This is a genomic window from Pseudomonas mosselii, from assembly GCF_019823065.1.
GTDB lineage: Bacteria > Pseudomonadota > Gammaproteobacteria > Pseudomonadales > Pseudomonadaceae > Aquipseudomonas > Aquipseudomonas mosselii.
In genome coordinates this window covers 5,729,668-5,754,528 of the sequence record NZ_CP081966.1, presented here as the reverse complement: position 1 = coordinate 5,754,528, position 24,861 = coordinate 5,729,668, and the positions used below count along the sequence as shown (strand labels likewise).

Genomic DNA, 24,861 nt, shown 5'->3' with positions numbered 1-24,861 from the left:
CCGCCAGGAGGAAAGGCCTTGAAAGACCTACTGAATTTGCTGAAAAACCAGGGTCAAGTCGAAGAGTTCGACGCCATCCGCATCGGTCTGGCGTCGCCTGAAATGATCCGTTCGTGGTCGTTCGGTGAAGTTAAGAAGCCGGAAACCATCAACTACCGTACGTTCAAGCCTGAGCGTGACGGCCTGTTCTGCGCCAAGATCTTTGGCCCAGTCAAGGACTACGAGTGCCTGTGCGGTAAGTACAAGCGCCTGAAGCACCGTGGCGTGATCTGCGAGAAGTGCGGCGTTGAAGTCGCCCTGGCCAAGGTTCGTCGTGAGCGCATGGCGCACATCGAACTGGCTTCGCCGGTTGCCCACATCTGGTTCCTGAAGTCGCTGCCGTCCCGTATCGGCCTGCTGATGGACATGACCTTGCGTGATATCGAGCGCGTGCTCTATTTCGAGAGCTATGTCGTTATCGACCCGGGCATGACCACCCTCGAGAAGGGGCAGCTGCTCAACGACGAACAGTACTTCGAAGCGCTGGAAGAGTTCGGTGACGACTTCGACGCCCGCATGGGTGCCGAGGCTGTCCGCGAGCTGCTGCACGCTATCGACCTGGAGCACGAGATCGGCCGCCTGCGCGAAGAGATTCCGCAGACCAACTCGGAAACCAAGATCAAGAAGCTGTCCAAGCGCCTGAAGCTGATGGAAGCTTTCCAGGGCTCGGGCAACCTGCCTGAGTGGATGGTCCTGACCGTCCTGCCAGTACTGCCGCCGGACCTGCGTCCGCTGGTACCGCTGGATGGCGGCCGCTTCGCGACCTCCGACCTGAACGACCTGTATCGTCGGGTGATCAACCGTAACAACCGTCTGAAGCGCCTGCTTGATCTGTCGGCGCCGGACATCATCGTGCGCAACGAGAAGCGCATGCTGCAGGAAGCGGTCGACGCCCTGCTGGACAACGGCCGTCGCGGTCGCGCCATCACCGGCTCGAACAAGCGTCCGCTGAAGTCCCTGGCCGACATGATCAAAGGTAAGCAAGGTCGCTTCCGTCAGAACCTGCTCGGTAAGCGCGTGGACTACTCCGGCCGTTCGGTAATTACCGTTGGTCCGACCCTGCGTCTGCATCAGTGCGGTCTGCCGAAGAAGATGGCCCTCGAGCTGTTCAAGCCGTTCATTTTCGGCAAGCTGGAAATGCGTGGTCTGGCGACCACCATCAAGGCCGCCAAGAAGATGGTCGAGCGCGAGCTGCCAGAGGTGTGGGACGTCCTTGCCGAAGTGATTCGCGAACACCCCGTACTGCTCAACCGTGCACCGACCCTGCACCGTCTGGGTATCCAGGCCTTTGAACCGGTTCTGATCGAAGGCAAGGCTATTCAGCTGCACCCGCTGGTCTGCGCCGCGTACAACGCCGACTTCGACGGTGACCAGATGGCCGTTCACGTGCCGCTGACCCTGGAAGCCCAGCTCGAAGCGCGCGCGCTGATGATGTCGACCAACAACATCCTGTCGCCAGCCAACGGTGAGCCAATCATCGTTCCGTCGCAGGACGTTGTACTGGGTCTGTACTACATGACCCGTGAAGCCATCAATGCCAAGGGTGAAGGTCGCGTGTTCGCCGACCTGCAGGAAGTCGACCGCGTATTCCGCGCCGGCGAAGCCGCCCTGCACGCGAAAATCAAGGTCCGTATCAACGAGACCGTGAAAGAGCGTGACGGCTCCATCGTCAAGAACACCCGTATTGTCGACACCACTGTCGGCCGTGCGCTGCTGTTCCAGGTTGTGCCTGCCGGCCTGCCGTTCGACGTGGTCAACCAGTCGATGAAGAAAAAGGCGATCTCCAAGCTGATCAACCAGTGCTACCGCGTGGTTGGTCTGAAAGAGACCGTGATCTTCGCCGACCAGCTGATGTACACCGGTTTTGCTTATTCGACCATTTCCGGCGTTTCGATCGGTGTCAACGACTTCGTGATCCCGGACGAGAAAGCCCGCATCATCGGTACCGCCACCGACGAAGTGAAGGAAATCGAGAGCCAGTACGCCTCCGGCCTGGTTACCCAGGGCGAGAAGTACAACAAGGTCATCGACTTGTGGTCCAAGGCGAACGACGAAGTGTCCAAGGCGATGATGGCCAACCTCTCGAAAGAGAAGGTCGTCGACCGCGAGGGCAAGGAAGTCGAGCAAGAGTCCTTCAACTCGATGTACATGATGGCCGACTCCGGTGCGCGTGGTTCCGCTGCCCAGATTCGTCAGCTGGCCGGTATGCGTGGCCTGATGGCCAAGCCGGACGGCTCGATCATCGAGACGCCGATCACCGCGAACTTCCGTGAAGGTCTGAGCGTACTGCAGTACTTCATCTCGACCCACGGTGCTCGTAAGGGTCTGGCGGATACCGCACTGAAGACTGCTAACTCCGGTTACCTGACTCGTCGTCTGGTAGACGTGGCGCAGGATCTGGTGGTTACCGAGATCGACTGCGGCACCGACCAGGGCCTGCTGATGACCCCGCACATCGAGGGCGGTGACGTTGTCGAGCCGCTGGGTGAGCGTGTACTGGGTCGTGTCATCGCCCGTGACGTGTTCAAGCCAGGCACCGAGGACGTCATCGTTCCGGCCGGTACCCTGGTGGATGAGCAGTGGGTCGAGTTCATCGAGCTGAACAGCATCGATGAAGTGGTCGTGCGTTCGCCGATCAACTGCGAAACCCGCTACGGCATCTGCGCCAAGTGCTACGGTCGCGACCTGGCTCGCGGTCACCAGGTGAACATCGGTGAAGCTGTCGGCGTTATCGCTGCACAGTCGATCGGTGAGCCGGGTACCCAGCTGACCATGCGTACGTTCCACATCGGTGGTGCTGCAAGCCGTACCTCGGCTGCCGACAGCGTCCAGGTGAAGAACGGCGGTATGGTGCGTCTGCACAACCTGAAGCAGGTCGAGCGTGCCGACGGCAACCTGGTTGCCGTATCGCGTTCCGGCGAGCTGGCCATTGCCGATGAATTCGGTCGTGAGCGTGAGCGTTACAAGCTGCCTTACGGTGCGGTGATTTCGGTCAAGGAAGGTGAGAAGGTCGAAGCTGGCGCCATCGTCGCCAAGTGGGACCCGCACACCCACCCGATCGTTACCGAGCTCAAAGGTACCGTGACCTTCGTGGGCATGGAAGAAAACATCACCATCAAGCGCCAGACCGACGAACTGACCGGCCTGACCAACATTGAAGTGATGGACGTCAAGGATCGCCCTGCCGCCGGCAAGGAAATCCGTCCGGCGATCAAGATGGTCGACGCCAACGGCAAGGACCTGTACCTGCCAGGCACCGACGTGCCTGCCCAGTACTTCCTGCCGGCCAACGCCCTTGTCGGCGTGGCTGACGGTGCCCAGATCGGCGTCGGTGACGTTATCGCGCGTATCCCGCAAGAAACGTCGAAGACCCGTGACATCACCGGTGGTCTGCCACGCGTTGCCGACCTGTTCGAAGCGCGTCGTCCGAAAGAAGCCTCGATCCTGGCTGAAGTCAGCGGCACCATCGCGTTCGGTAAAGAGACCAAGGGCAAGCGTCGTCTGGTCATCACTCCGACCGACGGTAGCGATCCGTACGAAGAGCTGATTCCGAAGTGGCGCCACCTGAACGTCTTCGAAGGCGAACAGGTAAACCGCGGCGAAGTCATCTCCGACGGCCCGAGCGATCCGCACGACATCCTGCGTCTGCTGGGTGTGAGCGCGCTGGCGAAGTACATCGTCAACGAGATCCAGGACGTTTACCGTCTGCAAGGCGTGAAGATCAACGACAAGCACATCGAGACCATCCTGCGTCAGATGCTGCGCAAGGTCGAGATCTCCGAGTCGGGCGATTCCAGCTTCATCAAGGGCGACCAGATGGAACTGACTCAGGTACTGGTAGAGAACGAGCGTCTCGCCAGCGAAGATAAGTTCATCTCCAAGTTCACCCGTGTGCTGCTGGGTATCACCAAGGCCTCGCTGTCCACCGAATCGTTCATCTCGGCGGCTTCCTTCCAGGAAACCACCCGCGTACTGACCGAAGCGGCGGTAACCGGCAAGCGCGACTACCTGCGCGGCCTGAAAGAGAACGTGGTCGTGGGTCGCCTGATCCCGGCCGGTACTGGTCTGGCCTACCACAGCGAGCGCAAGCGTCGCCGTGATGCCGACAAGCCGCTGCGTGTGAGCGCCAGTGAGGTGGAAGCCGCACTGACCGAAGCGCTGAACTCCAGCGGTAACTAAGTGCAGGGCAGGGCCCCGGCAAGCCTCTAGCGATCATCGGCGACATGAATTGTTGCCGATGATCGGGCGAGGAGGGCCGGGGCCTCGTCTTGACTGGGTGCAAGATCCTCTTTAGACTTTTGTACCCTTAAATTTGGTGAGGCTCCGTCTCGCCAATTTTTGGCTTTCTTGCAAGACAATAGAGTCGCAAGACAATCAGTGGAGCTAGTAGATGGCAACTATCAACCAGCTGGTACGTCAGCCGCGTAAGCGTTCGGTCGAGAAGTCCGACGTTCCTGCGCTGCAGAACTGCCCGCAGCGTCGTGGCGTGTGCACCCGTGTGTACACCACCACGCCGAAAAAACCTAACTCGGCACTGCGTAAAGTATGCCGTGTGCGTCTGACCAACGGTTTCGAGGTTTCCTCGTACATCGGCGGTGAAGGCCACAACCTGCAAGAGCACAGCGTCGTCCTGATCCGTGGCGGCCGTGTAAAAGACTTGCCAGGTGTTCGTTACCACACCGTTCGCGGCTCTCTGGATACTTCGGGCGTCAAAGGCCGTAACCAGGGTCGTTCGAAGTACGGTACCAAGCGTCCGAAGTAATCGGTCGTTTGCAGACATCCATTTTTTTGAGTCGATAAGAGTAAGGTCGGGCAGGGGTCGAAGACCCACGTCCCGGGCTAACCTGAAGACCGTTTGAGGGCTTATCATGCCAAGACGTCGTGTAGCAGCAAAACGTGAGATCCTGGACGATCCGAAGTACGGATCCCAGATCCTCGCCAAGTTCATGAACCACGTGATGGAAAGCGGCAAGAAGGCCGTAGCCGAGCGCATCGTTTACGGTGCCCTGGATACCGTCAAAGCACGCAAGAACAGCGACCCCCTGGAAATCTTCGAGAAAGCTCTCGACGCCATCGCTCCGCTGGTCGAAGTAAAGTCCCGCCGTGTCGGCGGTGCCACTTACCAGGTTCCGGTTGAAGTTCGTCCGTCCCGTCGTAACGCTCTGGCAATGCGCTGGCTCGTAGACTACGCCCGCAAGCGCGGCGAGAAGTCGATGGCTCTGCGCCTGGCTGGCGAGCTGCTGGATGCTGCTGAAGGCAAGGGTGCTGCAGTCAAGAAGCGTGAAGACGTTCACCGTATGGCTGAAGCCAACAAAGCGTTCTCGCACTACCGCTTCTAATTCAAGCATCAATCATTTTGCGAGGGCTTTATGGCTCGTACTACAGCAATTAACCGCTACCGTAACATCGGTATCTGCGCGCACGTTGACGCGGGCAAGACTACCACTACCGAGCGGATCCTGTTCTACACAGGTCTGAGCCACAAGATGGGCGAGGTGCATGACGGCGCCGCGACCACCGACTGGATGGTGCAGGAGCAGGAGCGCGGTATCACCATTACCTCCGCTGCCGTTACCACCTTCTGGAAAGGTTCCCGTGGTCAGTACGACAACTACCGCGTAAACGTCATCGATACCCCCGGCCACGTTGACTTCACCATTGAAGTAGAGCGTTCGCTGCGTGTGCTCGACGGCGCGGTCGTTGTGTTCTGCGGTACCTCCGGCGTTGAGCCACAGTCCGAAACCGTATGGCGTCAAGCCAACAAGTACGGCGTTCCACGTGTTGTCTACGTGAACAAGATGGACCGTGCTGGTGCCAACTTCCTGCGCGTTGTCGGCCAGATCAAGAACCGCCTGGGTCACACCCCGGTCCCGGTCCAGCTGGCTATCGGTGCAGAAGACGACTTCCAGGGTCAGGTTGACCTGATCAAGATGAAAGCCATCTACTGGAACGACGACGACAAAGGTACTACCTACCGTGAGGAAGAGATTCCTGCCGAGCTGGTGGACCTGGCCAACGAATGGCGCAACAACATGGTCGAGGCTGCTGCCGAGGCCAACGAAGAGCTGATGAACAAGTACCTTGAAGAAGGTGACCTGTCCGTCGAAGACATCAAGGCTGGTCTGCGCGCCCGTACCCTGGCGAGCGAGATCGTTCCTGCTGTCTGCGGTTCCTCGTTCAAGAACAAGGGCGTTCCCCTGGTTCTCGACGCCGTTATCGACTTCCTGCCCGCTCCGACCGAAATCCCGGCGATCAAGGGTATCCACCCTGACCTGATCGACGTGCCGAAGGATGAAGTCACTCCAGAGCAGTACGATGAGCGTCCTGCTGACGACAACGAGCCGTTCTCGGCCCTGGCGTTCAAGATTGCCACCGACCCGTTCGTGGGTACTCTGACCTTCGTTCGCGTCTACTCGGGCTTCCTGACCTCCGGTGACTCCGTCATCAACTCGGTCAAGGGCAAGAAAGAGCGCGTTGGTCGTATGGTTCAGATGCACGCCAACCAGCGTGAAGAGATCAAAGAAGTACGCGCTGGCGACATCGCTGCTCTGATCGGCATGAAGGACGTCACCACCGGTGACACCCTGTGCAACGCCGACAAGCCGATCATCCTCGAGCGTATGGACTTCCCTGAGCCGGTAATTTCGCTCTCCGTAGAGCCGAAAACCAAGGCTGACCAGGAGAAGATGGGTATCGCACTGGGCAAGCTGGCTCAGGAAGACCCGTCGTTCCGCGTCAAGACCGACGAAGAAACCGGCCAGACCATCATCTCCGGTATGGGTGAGCTGCACCTGGACATCCTCGTTGACCGCATGAAGCGCGAGTTCAACGTCGAGTGCAACGTCGGCAAGCCGCAGGTTTCCTACCGCGAGAAGATCACCAAGTCCAACGTCGAGATCGAAGGCAAGTTCGTTCGTCAGTCGGGTGGTCGTGGTCAGTTCGGTCACTGCTGGATCCGTTTCTCGGAGCCGGACGTCGACGAGAAGGGCAACATCACCGAAGGTCTGGTGTTCACCAGCGAAGTCGTTGGTGGTGTGATTCCTAAGGAATTCATCGCCCCGATCCAGAAGGGTATCGAAGAGCAGATGAAAAACGGCGTTGTTGCCGGCTATCCGCTGCTCGGCCTGAAGGCTACCGTATTCGACGGTTCGTACCACGATGTCGACTCCAACGAAATGGCGTTCAAGATCGCCGCTTCGATGGCGACCAAGCAACTGGCCCAGAAGGGCGGTGGCGTGGTCCTTGAGCCGATCATGAAGGTCGAAGTTGTAACCCCGGAAGACTACCTGGGTGACGTGATGGGTGACCTGAGCCGTCGTCGCGGGATGATCCAGGGTAATGAAGACTCGGTGTCCGGCAAGGTAATCACTGCTGAGGTACCGCTCGGAGAGATGTTCGGTTACGCAACCGACGTTCGTTCCATGTCTCAGGGTCGCGCAAGCTACTCCATGGAATTCTCCAAATACGCCGAAGCTCCGTCGAACATCGTCGAAGCACTCGTTAAAAAACAAGGCTAATCCCCTTTAGGCAAGAGGTTCACTGTCGTGGCTAAAGAAAAATTTGATCGTTCCCTTCCCCACGTTAACGTCGGCACCATTGGCCACGTTGACCACGGTAAGACCACTCTGACCGCAGCGCTGACCCGCGTCTGCTCCGAAGTTTTCGGTTCGGCCGTTGTTGAGTTCGACAAGATCGACTCGGCTCCGGAAGAAAAAGCGCGCGGTATCACCATCAACACCGCTCACGTCGAGTACAACTCGAACATTCGTCACTACGCTCACGTTGACTGCCCAGGTCACGCTGACTACGTGAAGAACATGATCACCGGTGCTGCCCAGATGGACGGCGCGATCCTGGTTTGCTCGGCCGCCGATGGTCCGATGCCACAAACCCGTGAGCACATCCTGCTGTCCCGTCAGGTTGGTGTTCCGTACATCGTGGTCTTCCTGAACAAGGCTGACCTGGTAGACGACGCTGAGCTGCTGGAACTGGTCGAGATGGAAGTTCGCGACCTGCTGTCCACCTACGACTTCCCAGGCGACGACACCCCGATCATCATCGGTTCGGCTCGTATGGCGCTGGAAGGCAAAGACGACAACGAAATGGGTACCAGCGCTGTCAAGAAGCTGGTTGAAACTCTGGATGCCTACATCCCTGAGCCAGTTCGTGCCATCGACCAGCCGTTCCTGATGCCGATCGAAGACGTATTCTCGATCTCGGGTCGTGGTACCGTTGTTACCGGCCGTATCGAGCGTGGTATCGTCCGCGTTCAAGATCCGCTGGAAATCGTTGGTCTGCGTGACACCACCACCACCACCTGCACCGGTGTTGAGATGTTCCGCAAGCTGCTGGACGAAGGTCGTGCTGGCGAGAACTGCGGCGTTCTGCTGCGTGGTACCAAGCGTGACGACGTTGAGCGTGGCCAGGTTCTGGTCAAGCCAGGTTCGGTCAAGCCGCACACCAAGTTCACCGCAGAAGTCTACGTCCTGTCGAAGGAAGAAGGCGGCCGTCACACTCCGTTCTTCAAAGGCTACCGTCCTCAGTTCTACTTCCGTACCACTGACGTGACCGGTAACTGCGAACTGCCGGAAGGCGTTGAGATGGTAATGCCAGGTGACAACATCCAGATGACTGTCACCCTGATCAAGACCATCGCAATGGAAGACGGTCTGCGCTTCGCCATCCGTGAAGGCGGTCGTACCGTCGGCGCCGGCGTCGTGGCCAAAATCATCGAGTAATCACTCGATCGGTTGAAAAAACCCCCGCTCAGCGGGGGTTTTTTTTATTGGGTTGACACTAATTTGGGGCGTCTATAGAATCACGCCTCCTTTTAACGGGCGTAGTGCGCCCGATGGGAACAGCCTGGAGTCTGAAATCCAATGCAAAATCAGCAAATCCGTATCAGGTTGAAGGCTTTCGACCATCGCCTGATCGACCAATCCACCCAGGAAATCGTGGAAACCGCGAAACGTACTGGTGCACAAGTGCGTGGTCCAATTCCACTGCCAACCCGCAAAGAGCGTTTCACCGTTCTGATCTCCCCGCACGTCAACAAAGACGCGCGTGATCAGTACGAGATTCGCACTCATAAGCGCGTTCTGGACATCGTCCAGCCAACGGATAAAACCGTTGATGCGCTGATGAAGCTTGATCTCGCGGCAGGCGTGGAAGTGCAGATCAGCCTCGGCTAAGACTTCGGTCTGGTCGTGTAACGCTCTGAAATGGGCGGCCATAGCGGGTGAAAGCCCCGTACACTCATGAGGTTTACAACATGACTATTGGTGTAGTCGGTCGAAAAGCGGGCATGACCCGTATTTTCACCGAAGAAGGTGTCTCCATTCCGGTCACGGTCATCGAGATCGAGCCGAATCGCGTCACCCAGTTCAAAACTGAAGAAACCGATGGCTACCGTGCAGTGCAAGTCACTGTCGGCGAGCGTCGTGCTTCGCGTGTGACTGCCGCTCAGGCAGGCCACTTCGCCAAGGCTAACGTTGCCGCTGGTCGCGGTGTCTGGGAGTTCCGTCTTGAAGAAGGCGATTTCCAGGCTGGCGATCTGATCAAAGCTGAACTCTTCACTGCAGGCCAGCTGGTAGACGTAACCGGTCAGTCCAAAGGTAAAGGCTTCGCCGGTACCATCAAGCGTTGGAACTTCCGTGGTCAGGACAACACCCACGGTAACTCCGTATCGCACCGTGTCCCTGGCTCCATCGGCCAGTGCCAGACTCCTGGTCGTGTATTCAAGGGCAAGAAAATGTCCGGTCACATGGGCGCCGAGCGCGTGACTGTTCAGTCCCTGGAAGTAGTACGCGTAGACGCTGAACGCAACCTGCTGCTGATCAAGGGTGCCGTCCCAGGCGCTACTGGCGGCGACGTGGTCGTGCGTCCGGCTGTCAAGGCTCGCGGTTAAGGGGAAACTGACATGCAACTTAATGTAAATGACGCTCAGGCGATCGAAGTTTCCGAACTGACCTTCGGTGGCGAATTCAACGAGACGCTGGTACACCAAGCAGTCGTGGCCTACATGGCCGGCGGCCGTCAGGGCACCAAGCAGCAGAAGACCCGTTCTGACGTGGCCGGTGGCGGTAAGCGCCCATGGCGTCAGAAAGGTACTGGCCGTGCTCGTGCCGGTACTACCCGTGGTCCGATCTGGCGTGGCGGTGGTGTAACCTTCGCAGCTCGTCCTCAAGATCACTCGCAGAAGCTCAACAAGAAGATGTACCGCGCAGCCCTGCGCTCCATCCTCGCTGAGCTGGTGCGTAGCGACCGTCTGGTCGTGGTTCAGGACTTCGCTGTTGAAGCGCCGAAAACCAAGGATCTGCTGAACAAGCTGAACGGCATGGGTCTGAACGACGTTCTGATCGTTTCCGACGCTGTTGATCAGAACCTGTACCTGGCTGCTCGCAACCTGCCGCACGTCGACGTACGTGACGTTCAAGGTTCCGACCCGGTCAGTCTGATCGCATACGAGAAAGTGTTGATCACTGTCTCGGCCGTGAAGAAATTCGAGGAGCTGCTGGGATGAACCAGGAACGCGTATTCAAAGTCCTCCTTGGCCCGCACGTTTCCGAGAAGGCTACCGTTCTGGCTGAGAAAAAAGGCCAGTTCGTATTCAAGGTTGCTACCGATGCAACCAAGCTGGAAATCAAGAAAGCTGTCGAAGGCCTGTTCAACGTAAAAGTTGAAAACGTGTCGACTGTCAACGTTCTGGGTAAAACCAAGCGTACCGCACGTGGTCTGGGCAAGCGTAATGACTGGAAGAAGGCGATCGTCTCCCTTCAGCCAGGCCAAGATCTCGATTTCAGCAGCAGTGCTGAGTAAGGAAGGGGTGCATCATGGCAATCGTTAAATGCAAACCGACTTCCCCTGGCCGCCGTTTCGTGGTCAAGGTGGTCAACAAGGAGCTGCACAAAGGCGCTCCTCACGCACCGCTGCTCGAGAAGAAATCGAAGTCTGGTGGTCGTAACAATAATGGCCGCATCACCACTCGTCACGTTGGTGGTGGTCATAAGCAGCATTACCGTCTGGTTGACTTCCGTCGCAACGACAAAGATGGCATCCCAGCCACTGTCGAGCGTATCGAATACGACCCGAACCGTACTGCTCACATCGCCCTGCTGTGCTACGCAGACGGCGAGCGTCGCTACATCATCGCCCCTAAAGGCGTGAGCGCTGGCGACCAGCTGATCGCAGGTGCCCTGGCCCCAATCAAGGCCGGTAACTCCCTGCAACTGCGCAACATCCCAGTAGGTAGCACCATTCACGGCATCGAACTGAAGCCGGGTAAAGGTGCTCAGATCGCTCGTTCCGCTGGTGCTTCGGCTCAGCTGATCGCTCGTGAAGGTGTCTACGTGACCCTGCGTCTGCGCTCTGGTGAAATGCGTAAAGTCCTGGCTGAGTGCCGTGCGACCCTGGGCGAAGTCTCGAACTCCGAGCACAGCCTGCGTTCGCTGGGTAAAGCTGGTGCCAAACGCTGGCGCGGCGTTCGCCCAACCGTTCGTGGTGTTGCCATGAACCCGGTTGACCACCCGCATGGTGGTGGTGAAGGTCGTACCTCCGGTGGTCGTCATCCGGTATCGCCATGGGGCTTCCCAACCAAGGGTGCTAAAACCCGTGGTAATAAGCGTACCGACAACATGATCGTCCGTCGTCGCAAGTAACTAGAGGGATACGACAGTGCCACGTTCTCTGAAAAAAGGTCCTTTTATCGATCTTCACCTGTTGAAGAAGGTCGAAGTGGCGGTGGAGAAGAACGATCGCAAGCCAGTTAAAACCTGGTCGCGCCGTTCGATGATCCTGCCACAAATGGTCGGTCTGACCATCGCGGTACACAACGGTCGCCAACACGTCCCAGTTCTCGTGAACGAAGACATGGTCGGCCACAAACTGGGCGAGTTCGCCGGTACCCGCACCTACCGCGGGCACGTGGCTGACAAGAAAGCCAAGCGTTAAGGGGTAAGGAAATGGAAGTAGCCGCTAAGTTGTCGGGCGCTCGCATCTCCGCCCAGAAAGCCCGCTTGGTCGCCGACCAGATCCGCGGGAAGAAGGTGGGCGAAGCGCTCAACCTGTTGGCCTTCAGCAGCAAAAAAGCCGCTGAAATCATGAAGAAAGTCCTCGAGTCGGCCGTTGCCAACGCCGAACACAACGAAGGCGCAGACGTTGATGACCTGAAGGTCTCCACCGTCTTCGTCAACGAAGGGCGTTCGCTGAAGCGCATCATGCCACGTGCCAAAGGCCGTGCTGATCGCATCGTCAAGCGGTCTTGCCATATCACTGTCAAGGTTGCGGACAAGTAACGGAGTCGATCAGATGGGTCAGAAAGTACATCCCACTGGCATTCGCCTGGGAATCGTCAAGGAGCACACCTCCGTCTGGTACGCAGACGGCGCGACTTACGCAGATTACCTGCTGAAGGATCTGCAAACTCGCGAGTACCTCCAGGACAAACTAAAAAGCGCGTCCGTAAGCCGTATCGATATTCATCGTCCGGCTCAAACTGCACGCATCACCATCCACACCGCTCGTCCCGGTATCGTTATCGGCAAGAAAGGTGAAGATGTTGAGAAGCTGCGTCAGGACCTGACCAAGCAGATGGGTGTGCCTGTGCACATCAACATCGAAGAGATCCGCAAGCCGGAACTCGACGCTATGCTGGTTGCTCAGAGCGTTGCCCAGCAGCTGGAGCGCCGCGTTATGTTCCGTCGCGCCATGAAGCGCGCCGTACAGAACGCCATGCGTATTGGTGCCAAGGGCATCAAGATCCAGGTGAGCGGTCGTCTCGGCGGTGCCGAGATCGCACGTACCGAGTGGTATCGCGAAGGTCGTGTGCCTCTGCACACCCTGCGTGCCGATATCGACTACAACACCTACGAAGCTCACACCACCTACGGTGTGATCGGTGTGAAGGTTTGGATCTTCAAAGGCGAAGTAATTGGTGGTCGCCAGGAAGAGCTGAAGCCTCAAGCACCAGCGCCTCGTAAAAAAGCTGCTAAGTAAGGGGTACGCCAAATGTTGCAACCAAAGCGTACAAAATTCCGCAAGCAGATGACCGGCCACAACCGTGGTCTGGCACTGCGCGGTAGCAAGGTCAGCTTCGGCGAGTTCGCTCTGAAAGCTGTCGCCCGCGGTCGTCTCACCGCTCGCCAGATCGAGTCGGCACGTCGTGCCCTGACCCGTCACGTAAAACGTGGCGGTAAGATCTGGATCCGTGTCTTCCCGGACAAGCCGGTTACCAAGAAGCCTCTCGAGGTTCGTATGGGTAAAGGTAAAGGTTCCGTGGAATACTGGGTTGCCCAGATTCAGCCAGGCAAAGTCCTGTATGAGATCGAGGGTGTTTCTGAAGAGCTGGCGCGCGAAGCTTTCGCTCTGGCCGCTGCAAAGCTGCCTCTCGCCACCTCCTTTGTTAAGCGGACGGTGATGTGATGAAAGCGAATGAACTTCGTGAAAAATCCGCACAGCAACTGAATGAGCAACTGCTCGGCTTGCTGCGCGACCAGTTCAATCTGCGCATGCAGAAAGCAACTGGCCAGTTGGGGCAGTCGCACCTGCTCTCGCAAGTTAAGCGTGACATCGCTCGCGTGAAAACTGTGCTCAACCAGCAGGCAGGTAAGTGATCATGGCTGAAGCTGAAAAAACCGTCCGTACGCTGACTGGCCGTGTCGTCAGCGACAAAATGGACAAGACCATCACCGTTCTGATCGAGCGTCGCGTAAAGCACCCGATCTACGGTAAATACGTTAAGCGTTCGACTAAGCTGCACGCGCACGACGAAGCCAACCAGTGCAAGATCGGCGACAAGGTTTCCATCCGTGAAACCCGTCCGCTGGCCAAGACCAAGTCCTGGGCACTGGTTGAAGTCCTCGAACGCGCTGTTGAAGTCTAAGGGCTAAGGGTCGGAGAAATTTTATGATTCAGACTCAATCCATGCTCGATGTGGCCGATAACAGCGGCGCTCGTCGCGTCATGTGCATCAAGGTGCTCGGCGGTTCCCACCGTCGTTACGCCGGTATCGGTGACATCATCAAAGTTACCGTCAAGGAAGCAATTCCTCGCGGTAAGGTCAAGAAAGGCCAGGTGATGACCGCTGTTGTCGTCCGTACCCGTCACGGTGTACGTCGCGCTGACGGTTCCATCATTCGTTTCGACGGCAACGCTGCTGTTCTGCTGAACACCAAGCAAGAGCCGATCGGTACTCGCATCTTCGGGCCAGTGACCCGTGAACTTCGTACCGAGAAGTTCATGAAGATCGTCTCGCTCGCCCCTGAAGTGCTCTAAGGAGATCCGACATGCAAAAGATTCGTCGTGACGACGAGATCATCGTGATCGCCGGCAAAGACAAAGGTAAGCGCGGTAAGGTGCTGAAGGTTCTCGCTGACGACCGTCTGGTCATCGGTGGTGTCAACCTGGTCAAGCGCCACACCAAGCCTAACCCGATGGCGGGCGTCCAGGGCGGTATCGTCGAGAAAGAAGCGCCTCTGCACGCTTCCAACGTTGCCATCTTCAACGGCGAAACCAACAAGGCTGACCGCGTTGGTTTCAAAGTAGAAGACGGTAAAAAAATTCGTGTCTTCAAGTCGACCCAAAAAGCGGTTGATGCTTGAACACTGCTAGGTAGAAGACCATGGCACGACTGAAAGAGATTTACCGGAACGAAATCGCTCCTAAGCTTAAGGAAGAACTTAAGCTGTCGAACGTGATGGAAGTTCCGCGCGTTACCAAAATCACCCTGAACATGGGTCTGGGCGAAGCGATCGGCGACAAGAAAGTCATCGAGCACGCTGTTGCCGACCTGGAAAAGATCACCGGTCAAAAGCCGGTCGTGACTTTCGCTCGTAAATCCATCGCGGGCTTCAAAGTCCGTGAAGGCTGGCCGATCGGTGTCAAGGTGACCCTGCGTCGCGAAAAGATGTACGAGTTCCTGGACCGCCTGCTGGCGATCTCCCTGCCACGGGTTCGCGACTTCCGCGGCCTGAATGCCAAGTCCTTCGACGGTCGTGGCAACTACAGCATGGGCGTGAAAGAGCAGATCATCTTCCCGGAAATCGATTACGACAAGATCGATGCTCTGCGCGGTTTGGACATCACCCTGACCACCACTGCTCGTTCGGACGACGAAGGCCGCGCTCTGCTGCGTGCTTTCAAGTTCCCGTTCCGCAACTGATTGGAGTAGGAAAATGGCCAAGAAGAGCATGAAGAACCGCGAGCTGAAGCGTCAGCTCACGGTAGCCAAGTTCGCTAAGAAGCGTGCTGAGCTGAAAGCGACCATCGTCAACCTGAACGCCTCTCCTGAAGAGCGTTTCGCTGCCGTTGTCGCCCTGCAGAAGCAACCACGTGACGCCAGCGCCTCGCGCCTGCGTAACCGTTGCCGCCTGACCGGTCGTCCGCACGGTGTATACCGTAAGTTCGGCCTGGGCCGTAACAAGCTGCGCGAAGCCGCCATGCGCGGTGACGTGCCAGGTCTGGTCAAGGCCAGCTGGTAATCCCGGTTGGCGTGACGCCGGCGTGAGGGGAGCAATCTTCCGACCGCCGGTGACCTCGCAACGAAACAAGCCCCTATATGGGGCTTGTTTCGTTTCTGCCTTGTGTCTAGAATGACCGGCTCACCTGAGCCTGGGTTTTTTGCCCTGCCTGCTCGGGTGGTTGTGATAGCCGCAAGGCTAATAATTCTTGTATCAGGAGCATCTAGCCCATGAGTATGCAGGACCCGTTAGCGGACATGCTAACTCGCATCCGTAATGCCCAGATGGCTGAAAAGTCTGTCGTAAGCATGCCTTCTTCCACCCTGAAGGTCGCGGTTGCCAAAGTACTGAAAGACGAAGGCTACATCGCCAGCTACGAAGTGACCGGCGAAGCCAAGCCTTCCCTGTCGATCGAGCTGAAGTACTTCGAAGGCCGTCCGGTCATCGAAGAGCTGAAGCGTACCAGCCGTCCTGGTCTGCGCCAGTACAAGGCCGTTACCGAGCTGCCGAAAGTACGTGGCGGCCTGGGCGTGTCTATCGTCTCCACCAACAAAGGTGTGATGACTGACCGCGCTGCGCGCGCTGCCGGTGTCGGCGGCGAAGTTCTGTGCACAGTGTTCTAAGGGGAGATAGGCATGTCTCGCGTCGCTAAGAACCCCGTTAAGCTGCCAGCAGGCGTCGAAGTCAAATTCGCCGGCCAGCAGCTTTCGGTGAAGGGTGCCAAGGGCACTCTCGAACTGAACGTTCACTCGTCTGTTGAAGTTACCGAAGAAGCTGGTGAGCTGCGTTTCGCACCTCGCAACGGTGATCAGCAAGCTCGCGCCATGGCCGGTACCACCCGCGCCCTGGTCAACAACATGGTCCAAGGCGTAAGCCAAGGCTTCGAGCGCAAGCTCCAGCTGGTCGGTGTTGGTTACAAGGCACAGGCCAAGGGCACCGTCCTGAACCTGGCCCTGGGCTTCTCGCACCCAGTGGATTACGAACTGCCAGCCGGTATCACCGCTGAAACCCCAAGCCAGACCGACATCCTGATCAAGGGTATCGACAAGCAGCTGGTGGGTCAGGTGGCCGCTGAAGTCCGCGGTTTCCGTCCGCCAGAGCCTTACAAGGGCAAGGGTGTGCGTTACGCGGACGAAGTAGTCCGTCGTAAAGAAGCCAAGAAGAAGTAGGGCCTAGCAAATGACCGACAAAAAAGTTACTCGACTGCGTCGCGCTCGCAAAGCACGCCTGAAAATGCACGAGCTCGAAGCCGTGCGTCTGTGCGTGTTCCGCTCCTCGCAGCACATCTACGCCCAGGTCATCTCGGCCGACGGCAGCAAGGTTCTGGCAAGCGCCTCGACCTTGGACAAAGAACTGCGTGATGGCGCCACCGGCAACATCGACGCGGCCACTAAGGTTGGCAAGCTGGTAGCTGAGCGTGCGAAAGCCGCCGGTGTATCTCAAGTTGCCTTTGACCGTTCCGGCTTCAAGTACCACGGCCGCGTCAAGGCGCTGGCTGATGCTGCTCGTGAAGGCGGGCTGGAGTTCTAAGTTATGGCAAATAACGATCAAAAGCGCGACGAAGGCTACATCGAGAAGCTGGTTCAAGTTAACCGCGTAGCCAAAACCGTAAAAGGCGGCCGTATCTTCACCTTCACCGCGCTGACCGTGGTGGGTGATGGCAAGGGTCGTGTTGGCTTTGGCCGTGGCAAATCGCGCGAAGTACCTGCCGCGATCCAGAAAGCCATGGAAGCTGCTCGTCGCAACATGATTCAGGTTGACCTGAAGGGCACCACCCTGCAGTACGCCACCAAGGCCGCCCACGGCGCCTCGAAGGTCTACATGCAGCCTGCCTCGGAAGGTACCGGTATCATCGCCGGTGGCGCAATGCGTGCCGTCCTGGAAGTTGCTGGTGTTCAGAACGTCCTGGCCAAGTGCTACGGCTCGACCAACCCGGTGAACGTGGTTCACGCCACCTTCAAGGGTCTGAAAGCCATGCAATCCCCTGAGTCCATTGCTGCCAAGCGCGGCAAGACTGTTGAGGAGATCATCTGATCATGGCAACCGTAAAAGTAACGCTGATCAAGAGCACCGCCGGCCGCCTGCCTAACCACAAACTGTGCGTTAAAGGTCTGGGTCTGCGTCGCATCGGTCACACTGTAGAAGTCCAGGATACTCCCGAGAATCGCGGGATGATCAACAAGGCTTACTACATGCTGAAGGTCGAGGGTTAATCGATGAAACTCAATGATCTGAGTCCAGCGCCGGGTTCCCGTCGCGAGAAGCACCGTCCGGGCCGTGGTATCGGTAGCGGTCTGGGCAAGACCGGTGGCCGTGGTCACAAAGGTCAGACCTCCCGTTCCGGTGGTTCCATCGCTCCAGGCTTCGAAGGCGGTCAACAGCCGCTGCACCGTCGCCTGCCGAAGTTCGGCTTCGTTTCCCTGAAAGCCATGGACCGCGCAGAAGTGCGTCTGTCCGAGCTGGCCAAGGTGGAAGGCGATCTGATCACCGTTCAGTCCCTCAAGGACGCCAACGTGATCGGCCAGCACGTACAGCGCGTGAAAATCATGCTGTCGGGCGAAGTCACTCGCGCAGTCACCCTCAAGGGTATCGCCGTCACCAAAGGTGCACGTGCGGCTATCGAAGCAGCTGGCGGCAAGTTCGAGGAATAAATGGCTAAGCAAGGTGCTCTCTCTTCGCTCGGTAAGGGCGGGATGTCGGAACTCTGGGCTCGTCTGCGCTTTCTGTTCATGGCGATCATCGTCTATCGGATTGGCGCGCACATCCCAGTGCCAGGCATTAACCCGGACCGTCTCGCGGATCTGTTCCGGCAGAATGAGGGGACCATTCTTAGCTTGTTCAACATGTTTTCCGGTGGCGCGCTGGAGCGCATGAGCATCTTTGCACTGGGGATCATGCCGTACATCTCGGCATCGATCATCATGCAGCTCATGACCGCTGTCAGCCCGCAACTGGAGCAGTTGAAGAAGGAAGGTGAAGCTGGCCGTCGCAAGATCAGCCAGTACACCCGCTACGGCACCGTTATCCTGGCGCTGGTCCAAGCCATTGGCATGTCCATTGGCCTGGCCAACCAGGGCGTGGCGTTTTCTGTGGGCCTGGGCTTCCATGTCGTCGCCGTCTCCACCTTCGTGGCGGGCGCGATGTTCATGATGTGGCTCGGCGAGCAGATTACCGAGCGCGGTGTGGGCAACGGTATCTCGATGTTGATCTTCGCGGGTATCGTTGCCGGTCTTCCGAGAGCAATCGGGCAGTCTTTCGAGTCTGCGCGTACAGGCGATATCAACATTTTCGCCCTGGTCGCTATCGGTTTGCTGGCAGTAGCGATTATCGGCTTCGTGGTGTTCATTGAGCGTGGTCAGCGTCGTATCGCCGTTCACTACGCCAAGCGTCAGCAGGGCCGCAAGGTCTTCGCTGCGCAGACCAGCCACCTGCCGCTGAAGGTGAACATGGCGGGCGTAATCCCGGCCATTTTCGCGAGCAGCATCTTGCTGTTCCCGGCTTCGCTGGGTGCCTGGTTCGGTCAGTCCGAAGGTATGGGCTGGCTGCAGGACATCTCGCAGTCGATCGCTCCTGGTCAGCCGTTGAACATTCTGCTGTTTAGTGCAGGGATCATCTTCTTCTGCTTCTTCTACACAGCGTTGATGTTCAACCCGAAAGACGTAGCGGAAAACCTGAAGAAGTCCGGTGCCTTTATTCCGGGTATCCGTCCTGGTGAGCAGTCGGCGCGCTACATTGATGGCGTCCTGACCCGTCTGACCATGTTCGGTGCTCTTTACATGATGGCCGTGTGCCTTCTGCCCCAGTTCCTGGTGGTGGCAGCAAACGTGCCGTTCTACCTTGGCGGGACCTCGTTGCTGATTGTGGTAGTGGTTGTGATGGACTTCATGTCCCAAGTACAATCGCACCTCGTTTCGCACCAGTACGAATCCCTGATGAAGAAAGCCAACCTGAAAGGCTACGGCGGCAGCGGTCTGCTGCGCTGATTTAGCCCCTTAAGGTTCGAGGAGTCGGTAATGAAAGTTCGTGCATCGGTGAAAAAGCTGTGCCGCAACTGCAAGATCATTCGTCGCGAAGGTATCGTGCGCGTGATCTGCAGCGCGGAACCGCGTCACAAGCAGCGCCAAGGCTGAGTGTGATCCGCGCTTCAAACCCAGCAGCTAGTGTGCTGCTGGGTTGATTATTCGTTTCTACAGCGATATTATCTCGCGCCCTATTTCTTGGCTTCCGGGGCGTAGGTAGCTGTCAATTGGAGTCCCACTGAATGGCCCGTATTGCAGGCGTCAACATTCCAGATAACAAGCATACTGTTATCTCGCTGACCTACATCTATGGTGTCGGTCGCACTACCGCGCAGAAAATCTGTGCGGACGCTGGTGTAAACCCAGCCGCTAAGATCAAGGATCTGAGCGACGAGCAAATCGAAACCCTGCGTGGCGAAGTCGCGAAGTTCACCACCGAAGGTGACCTGCGCCGTGACATCAACATGAAGATCAAGCGCTTGATGGACCTGGGTTGCTACCGCGGCCTGCGTCATCGTAAAGGTCTGCCGGTTCGCGGTCAGCGCACCAAGACCAACGCACGCACCCGTAAGGGCCCGCGTAAGCCGATCCGCAAGTAATCGCCCAGGAATATAGACATGGCAAAACCTGCTGCTCGTCCTCGTAAAAAAGTCAAAAAGACAGTGGTTGATGGCATCGCCCACATCCATGCGTCTTTCAACAACACCATCGTGACCATCACCGACCGTCAGGGCAACGCACTGTCCTGGGCTACTTCCGGTGGTTCGGGTTTCCGTGGTTCGCGCAAATCCACCCCGTTCGCAGCCCAGATCGCTGCTGAGCGTGCTGGTCAAGCTGCGCTGGAATATGGTCTGAAGAACCTCGACGTCAACGTCAAGGGTCCAGGTCCAGGTCGTGAATCCGCCGTTCGTGCACTGAACAGCTGCGGCTACAAGATCGCCAGCATCACCGACGTGACGCCAATCCCGCACAACGGGTGCCGTCCGCCGAAGAAGCGTCGCGTGTAATCAGGAGACAGATAAATGGCACGTTACATTGGTCCAAAATGCAAACTGTCTCGCCGTGAAGGCACTGACCTGTTCCTGAAGAGCGGCGTTCGCGCTCTGGAATCGAAGTGCAACATCGAAGCAGCCCCAGGTATCCACGGCCAGCGCCGTGGCCGTCAGTCCGACTACGGTACCCAGCTGCGCGAGAAACAAAAAGTCCGTCGTATCTACGGTGTTCTGGAGCGTCAGTTCCGCGGTTACTACCAAGCTGCTGCCTCGAAAAAAGGCGCAACCGGTGAGAACCTGCTGCAACTGCTCGAGTGCCGTCTGGATAACGTCGTCTACCGTATGGGCTTCGGCTCGACTCGTTCCGAGTCCCGCCAGCTGGTTTCGCACAAAGCGATCAGCGTCAACGGTAAGACTGTGAACATTCCATCCTACCAAGTTCGTCCGGGTGACGTGGTCTCGGTTCGCGAGAAGTCGCTGAACCAGCTGCGCATTGTTCAAGCCCTTGAACTGTGCGCCCAGCGTGGCCGCGTTGAGTGGGTTGATGTGGATGCTGCTAAAAAGTCGGGCGTTTTCAAGAACGTTCCTGCTCGCAGCGACCTGTCCGCCGACATCAACGAAAACCTGATTGTCGAGCTCTACTCCAAGTAAGGGCTAGAAAATAGGTGCATCCATGCAGATTTCGGTAAATGAGTTTCTGACACCCCGTCACATCGACGTGCAGGTTGTCAGTCCAACCCGCGCCAAGATCACGCTCGAGCCTCTCGAGCGTGGCTTCGGCCATACCCTGGGCAACGCGCTGCGCCGCATCCTGTTGTCCTCCATGCCTGGCTGTGCAGTAGTCGAGGCCGAGATCGACGGCGTACTCCATGAGTACTCCGCGATCGAAGGTGTTCAGGAAGACGTCATTGAAATCCTGTTGAACCTGAAAGGCCTGGCTATCAAACTGCACGGTCGTGACGAAGTTACGCTGACCTTGTCGAAAAAGGGTTCGGGGGTGGTTACCGCTGCCGATATTCAGCTGGATCACGATGTCGAGATCGTCAACCCCGATCACGTAATCGCGAACCTGGCGTCCAACGGCGCCCTGAACATGAAGCTCACCGTAGCTCGTGGTCGCGGTTACGAGCCGGCCGACTCCCGTCAGACCGACGAAGACGAAAGCCGCAGCATTGGCCGTCTCCAGCTGGACGCTTCGTTCAGCCCGGTGCGTCGTATCGCCTACGTGGTCGAGAACGCCCGTGTTGAACAGCGTACCAACCTGGACAAGCTGGTCATCGATCTGGAAACCAACGGTACTCTGGATCCTGAAGAGGCTATCCGTCGTGCCGCGACCATCCTGCAACAGCAGCTGGCCGCGTTCGTCGACCTCAAAGGTGACAGCGAGCCGGTTGTGGTCGAGCAGGAAGACGAGATCGATCCGATCCTGCTGCGCCCGGTTGACGACCTGGAACTGACCGTACGTTCGGCCAACTGCCTCAAGGCGGAGAACATCTACTACATCGGCGACCTGATTCAGCGTACCGAAGTAGAGCTGTTGAAGACTCCTAACCTGGGCAAGAAGTCCCTGACTGAAATCAAGGACGTCCTGGCCTCCCGTGGTCTTTCCCTCGGCATGCGCCTCGACAACTGGCCGCCTGCAAGTCTTAAGAAAGACGACAAGGCGACTGCCTGATCGTCGTAATCACCGAACGTAGTGTTTGGTAAGGAATGAATCATGCGTCATCGTAAAAGTGGACGTCACCTGAGCCGTACCAGCTCTCACCGCAAGGCTATGTTCCAGAACATGGCAGTGTCGCTGATCGAGCACGAGCTGATCAAAACCACCCTGCCGAAAGCCAAGGAACTGCGCCGCGTTGCCGAGCCGCTGATCACCCTGGCCAAGGAAGACAGCGTCGCCAACCGTCGTCTGGCCTTCGACCGTACCCGTTCGAAGTCCGCCGTTGGCAAACTGTTCAACGATCTGGGCAAGCGTTACGCCACCCGTCAGGGCGGCTACCTGCGCATCCTGAAGTGCGGTTTCCGCGCTGGCGACAACGCGCCTATGGCGTACGTCGAGCTGGTTGATCGTCCGGTCGGTGGTGCTGTAGAAGCTGCCGAGTAAGACGTTCTGTCTGCTGCAAAGAACCGGGCCTAGGCCCGGTTTTTTGTTGCCTCATGAATTGTTATTTTCTATTGATGTAAGTCAGGTAATGAATTTGTTCTTGTAACATGGGTCGACAATACTCTCTCCAAGCCGATTAGCCGGCCGTTCAAGACCGATCAGGAGAGCCCATGAGCAAGATTCTCACCACCGCAAGCGGCGCGCCCGTAGCCGACAACCAGAATTCCCGTTCCGCAGGCCCTCGCGGCCCGCTGCTGCTCGACGATTTCCACCTGATCGAGAAGCTCGCCCACTTCAACCGCGAGAATATCCCCGAGCGTCGCGTGCACGCCAAGGGCTCCGGCGCCTACGGCACCTTCACCGTCACCCGCGATATTACCGAACTCACCAGTGCCAAACTGTTCGACAGCATCGGCAAGCAGACCGAAACGTTCTTGCGCTTCTCCACCGTGGGTGGCGAACGCGGCTCGGCGGACACCGAGCGCGACCCGCGTGGTTTCGCGGTGAAGTTCTACACCGAGGAAGGCAACTGGGACATCGTCGGCAACAACACGCCGGTGTTCTTCATTCGTGATCCGCTGAAGTTCCCCGACTTCATCCACACCCAGAAGCGCCACCCGCAGACCAACCTGAAGAACGCGCAGATGATGTGGGACTTCTGGTCGCACTCGCCCGAGGCGTTGCATCAGGTCACCATCCTGTTCTCCGACCGCGGCATCCCGGACGGCTACCGCCATATGCACGGTTTCGGCAGCCACACCTACAGCCTGATCAACGCCAAGGGTGAGTGCACTTGGGTCAAGTGGCACTTCAAGACCCAGCAGGGGATCAAGAACCTGGCGCCGGCCGAGGCCGCCCGACTGGCGGGCAGCGACCCGGACTACGCCCAGCGCGACCTGTTCCAGGCCATCGAGCGCGGTGACTTCCCGCGTTGGACCGTGTGCATCCAGGTGATGAGCGAAGCCGAGGCCGCCAGCCGTGACGAGAACCCCTTCGACGTGACCAAGACCTGGTCGCAGAAGGACTACCCGTTGATCGAGGTCGGCGTGCTGGAACTCAACCGCAACCCGCTCAACTACTTCGCCGAAGTCGAGCAGGCGGCGTTCGGTCCCAGCAACATGGTGCCCGGGGTCGGCCTGTCGCCGGACCGCATGCTGCAGGGCCGGGTGTTCGCCTATGCCGATGCTCACCGCTACCGCGTAGGCACCAACCACCAGCACTTGCCGGTCAATGCGCCACGTTGCCCGGTGCACAGCTACCAGCGCGATGGTTCCATGGCCACCGGCGCCTACGGCAGTGCTCCGAACTACGAGCCCAACAGCTACACGGATGCACCGAAACAGTCGCCGCGCCATGCAGAGCCGGCATTGGCCCTGAACGGTTCGGCGCACCGCTACGACCACCGCGAAGACAACGACTACTACAGCCACGCCGGCGCGCTGTTCCGCCTGATGAATGATGAACAGAAGGCGCTGTTGATCGGCAACATCGCCGGCGCCATGGCGGGGGTCAGCGAGGACGTTATCCAGCGTCAGTTGCAGTACTTCTTCAAGGCCGACCCGGCTTATGGAGAAGGGATTGCTAAGGCCCTGGGGATGAATCTTGGCTAAGTGGAAGTGATAAGGAGAACCGCCCTCATTAGGGCGGTTTTTCAATGAATATCACTACTGTTTAGCCGATTATTTGCTTCTAATTGCGCATTTTTCAGTGACCGCGAGCAAAACCTGGTTCACACTATGTCCCATAGCCGTATTCACAGGGAGAAGCAGGGCGATGCAAGGTCACCCGGACGTAATCAACTACCTCGTCACGTTGCTGAAGGGCGAACTGGCAGCACGCGATCAGTACTTCATTCACTCGCGGATGTACGAAGACTGGGGCCTGACCAAGCTCTACGAACGTATCAACCACGAGATGGAAGAAGAGACGCAGCACGCCGACGCCCTGATGCGCCGTATCCTCATGCTCGAAGGCACCCCAGACATGCGCGCCGATGACCTGGAAGTGGGCAGCACCGTGCCGGAAATGATCGAGGCTGATCTCAAGCTCGAGTACAAGGTCCGCGCCGCGCTGTGCAAGGGTATCGAGCTGTGCGAGCTGCACAAGGACTACATCAGCCGCGACATCCTGCGCGCGCAGTTGGCCGATACCGAAGAAGATCACACCTACTGGCTGGAGAAGCAGCAGGGGCTGATCAAGGCCATTGGCCTGGAGAACTACCTGCAGTCGCAGATGTAATTTCTGTATTGCAG

35 protein-coding genes are annotated in these 24,861 nt (G+C 57.9%); all 35 read left to right on the top strand.

The features are described from left to right. Positions 1-18: 18 nt before the first annotated feature. The 35 genes from rpoC to bfr all read left to right on the top strand — a co-directional run bounded on the left by rpoC (position 19) and on the right by bfr (position 24,847). On the top strand, positions 19-4,218 hold the full coding sequence (gene rpoC / locus K5H97_RS26825; protein WP_028692258.1) for a DNA-directed RNA polymerase subunit beta': 4,200 nt from the start codon (positions 19-21) through the stop codon (positions 4,216-4,218). A gap of 211 nt (positions 4,219-4,429) precedes the next feature. Further along, entirely contained in the window at positions 4,430-4,801 is a 372-nt protein-coding gene (gene rpsL / locus K5H97_RS26820; RefSeq protein WP_003255492.1) for a 30S ribosomal protein S12, read from the top strand. 106 nt (positions 4,802-4,907) lie between these two features. Then, positions 4,908-5,378 (top strand): 30S ribosomal protein S7, encoded by a 471-nt coding sequence (gene rpsG / locus K5H97_RS26815; protein ID WP_003246741.1) that lies wholly within the window; start codon positions 4,908-4,910, stop codon positions 5,376-5,378. Between the two features lie 30 nt (positions 5,379-5,408). Next, the gene (fusA, locus tag K5H97_RS26810) at positions 5,409-7,556 is read left to right on the top strand and encodes an elongation factor G (protein ID WP_028692257.1); all 2,148 of its coding nucleotides are present in this window, start codon (positions 5,409-5,411) and stop codon (positions 7,554-7,556) included. Positions 7,557-7,583: 27 nt separating this feature from the next. Beyond that, positions 7,584-8,777, top strand: coding sequence for an elongation factor Tu (gene tuf / locus K5H97_RS26805; protein WP_182323863.1), 1,194 nt, complete (start codon positions 7,584-7,586; stop codon positions 8,775-8,777). A 141-nt stretch (positions 8,778-8,918) separates the two neighbouring features. Then, positions 8,919-9,230, top strand: coding sequence for a 30S ribosomal protein S10 (gene rpsJ / locus K5H97_RS26800; protein WP_003103876.1), 312 nt, complete (start codon positions 8,919-8,921; stop codon positions 9,228-9,230). 80 nt (positions 9,231-9,310) lie between these two features. Further along, entirely contained in the window at positions 9,311-9,946 is a 636-nt protein-coding gene (gene rplC, locus K5H97_RS26795; protein ID WP_011531887.1) for a 50S ribosomal protein L3, read from the top strand. Between the two features lie 12 nt (positions 9,947-9,958). Continuing rightward, a complete protein-coding gene (gene rplD / locus K5H97_RS26790; protein WP_008089819.1) occupies positions 9,959-10,561 on the top strand; it encodes a 50S ribosomal protein L4 in 603 nt (200 codons plus the stop codon). After that, a complete protein-coding gene (gene rplW / locus K5H97_RS26785; protein WP_003255484.1) occupies positions 10,558-10,857 on the top strand; it encodes a 50S ribosomal protein L23 in 300 nt (99 codons plus the stop codon). The genes rplD and rplW overlap by 4 nt, the downstream gene beginning before the upstream one ends. A gap of 14 nt (positions 10,858-10,871) precedes the next feature. Beyond that, entirely contained in the window at positions 10,872-11,696 is an 825-nt protein-coding gene (gene rplB / locus K5H97_RS26780; protein WP_027915105.1) for a 50S ribosomal protein L2, read from the top strand. 16 nt (positions 11,697-11,712) lie between these two features. Beyond that, entirely contained in the window at positions 11,713-11,988 is a 276-nt protein-coding gene (gene rpsS / locus K5H97_RS26775; RefSeq protein ID WP_003255482.1) for a 30S ribosomal protein S19, read from the top strand. Positions 11,989-11,999: 11 nt separating this feature from the next. Next, entirely contained in the window at positions 12,000-12,332 is a 333-nt protein-coding gene (rplV, locus tag K5H97_RS26770) for a 50S ribosomal protein L22 (protein WP_003103908.1), read from the top strand. A gap of 13 nt (positions 12,333-12,345) precedes the next feature. Continuing rightward, on the top strand, positions 12,346-13,032 hold the full coding sequence (rpsC, locus tag K5H97_RS26765; RefSeq protein WP_011531889.1) for a 30S ribosomal protein S3: 687 nt from the start codon (positions 12,346-12,348) through the stop codon (positions 13,030-13,032). A gap of 12 nt (positions 13,033-13,044) precedes the next feature. Continuing rightward, entirely contained in the window at positions 13,045-13,458 is a 414-nt protein-coding gene (gene rplP, locus K5H97_RS26760) for a 50S ribosomal protein L16 (RefSeq protein ID WP_009397508.1), read from the top strand. Continuing rightward, a complete protein-coding gene (gene rpmC, locus K5H97_RS26755) occupies positions 13,458-13,649 on the top strand; it encodes a 50S ribosomal protein L29 (protein WP_002555481.1) in 192 nt (63 codons plus the stop codon). Before rplP ends, rpmC begins: the two co-directional genes overlap by 1 nt. Positions 13,650-13,651: 2 nt before the next feature. Continuing rightward, positions 13,652-13,918 carry a 30S ribosomal protein S17 gene (gene rpsQ / locus K5H97_RS26750; protein WP_003255478.1) on the top strand — a complete coding sequence of 89 codons (267 nt, stop codon included), beginning with the start codon at positions 13,652-13,654 and terminating at the stop codon, positions 13,916-13,918. Between the two features lie 23 nt (positions 13,919-13,941). After that, positions 13,942-14,310, top strand: coding sequence for a 50S ribosomal protein L14 (rplN, locus tag K5H97_RS26745; RefSeq protein ID WP_008089810.1), 369 nt, complete (start codon positions 13,942-13,944; stop codon positions 14,308-14,310). A gap of 11 nt (positions 14,311-14,321) precedes the next feature. Further along, positions 14,322-14,636, top strand: coding sequence for a 50S ribosomal protein L24 (rplX, locus tag K5H97_RS26740; RefSeq protein WP_003255476.1), 315 nt, complete (start codon positions 14,322-14,324; stop codon positions 14,634-14,636). A gap of 20 nt (positions 14,637-14,656) precedes the next feature. Beyond that, the gene (gene rplE / locus K5H97_RS26735; RefSeq protein WP_012316517.1) at positions 14,657-15,196 is read left to right on the top strand and encodes a 50S ribosomal protein L5; all 540 of its coding nucleotides are present in this window, start codon (positions 14,657-14,659) and stop codon (positions 15,194-15,196) included. Between the two features lie 13 nt (positions 15,197-15,209). After that, on the top strand, positions 15,210-15,515 hold the full coding sequence (gene rpsN / locus K5H97_RS26730) for a 30S ribosomal protein S14 (RefSeq protein WP_011531890.1): 306 nt from the start codon (positions 15,210-15,212) through the stop codon (positions 15,513-15,515). Positions 15,516-15,724: 209 nt separating this feature from the next. After that, complete coding sequence (gene rpsH / locus K5H97_RS26725; RefSeq protein WP_028690236.1) at positions 15,725-16,117, top strand: 30S ribosomal protein S8; 393 nt, start codon at positions 15,725-15,727, stop codon at positions 16,115-16,117. Between the two features lie 12 nt (positions 16,118-16,129). Next, positions 16,130-16,663: a 50S ribosomal protein L6 gene (gene rplF / locus K5H97_RS26720; protein WP_028690237.1), complete on the top strand. Its 534-nt coding sequence runs from the start codon at positions 16,130-16,132 to the stop codon at positions 16,661-16,663. Between the two features lie 10 nt (positions 16,664-16,673). After that, on the top strand, positions 16,674-17,024 hold the full coding sequence (rplR, locus tag K5H97_RS26715; RefSeq protein ID WP_011531893.1) for a 50S ribosomal protein L18: 351 nt from the start codon (positions 16,674-16,676) through the stop codon (positions 17,022-17,024). Between the two features lie 3 nt (positions 17,025-17,027). Beyond that, positions 17,028-17,528 carry a 30S ribosomal protein S5 gene (gene rpsE, locus K5H97_RS26710; protein ID WP_023629184.1) on the top strand — a complete coding sequence of 167 codons (501 nt, stop codon included), beginning with the start codon at positions 17,028-17,030 and terminating at the stop codon, positions 17,526-17,528. 2 nt (positions 17,529-17,530) lie between these two features. Next, positions 17,531-17,707, top strand: coding sequence for a 50S ribosomal protein L30 (gene rpmD / locus K5H97_RS26705; RefSeq protein ID WP_028690238.1), 177 nt, complete (start codon positions 17,531-17,533; stop codon positions 17,705-17,707). A 3-nt stretch (positions 17,708-17,710) separates the two neighbouring features. Continuing rightward, positions 17,711-18,145, top strand: a complete 435-nt coding sequence (gene rplO / locus K5H97_RS26700; protein ID WP_011531896.1) for a 50S ribosomal protein L15 — start codon at positions 17,711-17,713, stop codon at positions 18,143-18,145. After that, positions 18,146-19,477 (top strand): preprotein translocase subunit SecY, encoded by a 1,332-nt coding sequence (secY, locus tag K5H97_RS26695; protein WP_003257108.1) that lies wholly within the window; start codon positions 18,146-18,148, stop codon positions 19,475-19,477. 30 nt (positions 19,478-19,507) lie between these two features. Continuing rightward, on the top strand, positions 19,508-19,624 hold the full coding sequence (gene rpmJ / locus K5H97_RS26690; protein WP_011531897.1) for a 50S ribosomal protein L36: 117 nt from the start codon (positions 19,508-19,510) through the stop codon (positions 19,622-19,624). 131 nt (positions 19,625-19,755) lie between these two features. After that, on the top strand, positions 19,756-20,112 hold the full coding sequence (gene rpsM / locus K5H97_RS26685; RefSeq protein ID WP_003255457.1) for a 30S ribosomal protein S13: 357 nt from the start codon (positions 19,756-19,758) through the stop codon (positions 20,110-20,112). A gap of 18 nt (positions 20,113-20,130) precedes the next feature. Further along, the gene (gene rpsK, locus K5H97_RS26680; RefSeq protein WP_003255454.1) at positions 20,131-20,520 is read left to right on the top strand and encodes a 30S ribosomal protein S11; all 390 of its coding nucleotides are present in this window, start codon (positions 20,131-20,133) and stop codon (positions 20,518-20,520) included. A 15-nt stretch (positions 20,521-20,535) separates the two neighbouring features. After that, a complete protein-coding gene (gene rpsD / locus K5H97_RS26675; RefSeq protein ID WP_023629185.1) occupies positions 20,536-21,156 on the top strand; it encodes a 30S ribosomal protein S4 in 621 nt (206 codons plus the stop codon). 22 nt (positions 21,157-21,178) lie between these two features. Then, a complete protein-coding gene (locus tag K5H97_RS26670; RefSeq protein WP_003255452.1) occupies positions 21,179-22,180 on the top strand; it encodes a DNA-directed RNA polymerase subunit alpha in 1,002 nt (333 codons plus the stop codon). 42 nt (positions 22,181-22,222) lie between these two features. Beyond that, positions 22,223-22,609 (top strand): 50S ribosomal protein L17, encoded by a 387-nt coding sequence (gene rplQ / locus K5H97_RS26665; protein WP_003255451.1) that lies wholly within the window; start codon positions 22,223-22,225, stop codon positions 22,607-22,609. Between the two features lie 170 nt (positions 22,610-22,779). After that, on the top strand, positions 22,780-24,219 hold the full coding sequence (locus K5H97_RS26660) for a catalase (protein WP_028690239.1): 1,440 nt from the start codon (positions 22,780-22,782) through the stop codon (positions 24,217-24,219). A 163-nt stretch (positions 24,220-24,382) separates the two neighbouring features. Further along, a complete protein-coding gene (gene bfr / locus K5H97_RS26655; protein WP_028690240.1) occupies positions 24,383-24,847 on the top strand; it encodes a bacterioferritin in 465 nt (154 codons plus the stop codon). Positions 24,848-24,861: the final 14 nt, after the last annotated feature.